The 2,405-nt window shown below is 43.4% G+C and carries 2 protein-coding genes and 1 pseudogene; all 3 read right to left on the reverse strand.

What is annotated here, in order from left to right; all coding sequences use genetic code 11:
* A pseudogene (locus JX312_RS12310) lies at positions 1–300 on the reverse strand (hypothetical protein); the annotation flags it as partial.
* 31 nt (positions 301–331) lie between these two features.
* A complete protein-coding gene (glmM, locus tag JX312_RS12315; protein ID WP_204458186.1) occupies positions 332–1,717 on the reverse strand; it encodes a phosphoglucosamine mutase in 1,386 nt (461 codons plus the stop codon).
* Between the two features lie 38 nt (positions 1,718–1,755).
* Entirely contained in the window at positions 1,756–2,331 is a 576-nt protein-coding gene (locus JX312_RS12320; RefSeq protein ID WP_204458187.1) for a DUF4827 family protein, read from the reverse strand.
* Between the last annotated feature and the right edge of the window lie 74 nt (positions 2,332–2,405).

Here is a 2,405-nt window from a genome sequence, read left to right on the forward strand (position 1 = left end):
CTTGTTGTCCGCACCCTCTTTGAGCCCCTCGACTATCACATTCAATGTCTGGGGTTTCTCGATTCCACCTGACATCAGAGCTGTATAGTTAATCGAGCTCGGCGTTTCGGATTCAACTATCGAACCAGAGAGTTCGAGAGTAAGAATCGAGTGTTTTTTTACACTTGCCACTTCATCAGTACCGTGCATGCCGGCGACAAGTCCGACAGCCACAATTACTCCGACCACACCGAAAAGAACCAGAGCAATCCATGCCCCGACAAACGAAGAGAGCGTATTAAGAAAGAATTTCTTCAGCATATGGATAATGTTTTTACCTTACAAAGGTACGTTATTTTAAGGAGATTATGATTTGCTTGATACTGTCGGCGAGTTTATCCGCTTCCGCCATCGTTGCAGCTTCACTGTAAATACGAATAATCGGTTCCGTATTTGACTTGCGAAGATGAACCCAGCTGTCGGCGAAATCGATTTTAACTCCATCTATATCGTTTACCTCCTCATCGGCAAAATGCAGTTTGACAGCTTCGAGAATCTTGTCTACATCAATATCCGGAGTGAGTTCTATCTTATTCTTTGCAATCTCATAATGTGGAAGACCGGCTTTGATTTCAGACACTTTCTTTCCGGACTTTGCCATAAGTGTAAGGAATAATGCCACGCCAACAAGCGCATCTCGACCATAATGAAGTTCCGGATATATGATTCCTCCGTTACCTTCGCCACCGATGATGGCACACACCTCTTTCATCTTTGTCACGACATTGACTTCACCTACAGCAGCCGCGCTATATTCACATCCATGCGAACGTGTCACATCACGCAGACCTCTTGAGCTGCTGAGATTTGAGACAGTTGAACCGGGTGTATGTGAAAGCACATAGTCAGCAATTGCGACCAACGTGTTTTCTTCCACAAACATCTCTCCGTTTTCCATGACAATCGCAAGACGATCAACATCAGGATCCACAACAAAACCGACATCTGCTCCTGTTTTGCGCATTACATCGGATATCTCTGTAAGATTTTGCGGTATCGGTTCAGGGGTGTGCGCGAAATTGCCGGTTGACTCGCAGTTGATTTCAATGATGTTATTGACTCCAAGAGAGCGGAGAAGCATCGGTATTATCTCACCGCCTACGGAGTTTATGCCATCGACAGCAACCGTAAAATTACATTTGGATATAGCATCGGTATCTACAAGTGCCAAAGCTTTCACCATCTCTATATGACGGTTTGCCCAAGTCTCGTTATTGTATGTATTTCCCAGAGAAAAAACCTCTGCAAAAGAATACGCGTCATTCTCCGCTCTGCGGATCACTTCTTTTCCCTCCGCGTCTGAAAGGAACTCACCATTGTGATTCAGAAGTTTTAAGGCATTCCATTGAACCGGGTTGTGACTTGCCGTGATGATGATGCCTCCACAAGCTTTCTCGCCTACTACAGCGAGTTCGGTCGTAGGGGTAGAGGCTTTGCCGATATTTATTACATCAAAACCCATAGACATCAGCGTGCCTACAACAAGATTCTCGACCATCTTTCCGGAAATACGCGCATCACGACCTACAACTATCGTGTTGCTGTCTCCATTATATGACTCCTTGATGAACGATGCATAGGATGCCGTGAAACGAACCACATCCACTGCGCTTAATCCTTCTCCCACCTTTCCTCCGATAGTGCCTCGGATTCCGGAAATTGATTTGATAAGTGACACTTCTGTATACTATTTAGCGATTTAATACTTTAAACGAATCAATACTCTGCCTTGAAATATCTTATGTTATATACATAAGGCAGACACGAACTGGTGTCTTCCGTGAATCCCTCGGGGGACTTTACAATGAGATTGACCTCTGAATCATAGCCAAGATACTCAAGAGGCACCTGAATGCCTTCTCCATACTGGGTTGTCGAAGTCAGAACATTATTTCCATATACAAGACTCGAACTTGTGAAGTTCAGATCCTCTGAATTACCTTCCCAGACCTCAGACCCGGAAGACTGATAATTTTTCAAATTCAGTCTCATAAAACGGAAATAGACAAGATCTCCTTTCTCCGGTCTGTCGGTTTCAGATCCCTTGTTGATGACCTGCATATATACATAGCCGTCTTTATCCATTTTATAATATGGAGCATCCTCTCCAACTTCGAAGTCGCCATTCTGCGGGATCTCAAGCGATACAATATGCTGGGCAAGATACCAGTTCACCGCATGCTCCTCTTCAGTCAGAAGTTCGGAATAGCTCTTTGTCTCTTCACAACTGCTCATCGCAAGCATGATGCCTGTCAGCACCGATGCCATTACTATCTTTGTATTTATTCTCATTTATAATGTTGATATTTATTCTTTTATAATATTACATGTAATATTATAAAAGAATAAATATCAACATTATAAAT

This window comes from Barnesiella sp. CU968 (assembly GCF_905219685.1).
Lineage (GTDB): Bacteria > Bacteroidota > Bacteroidia > Bacteroidales > Muribaculaceae > Lepagella > Lepagella muris_A.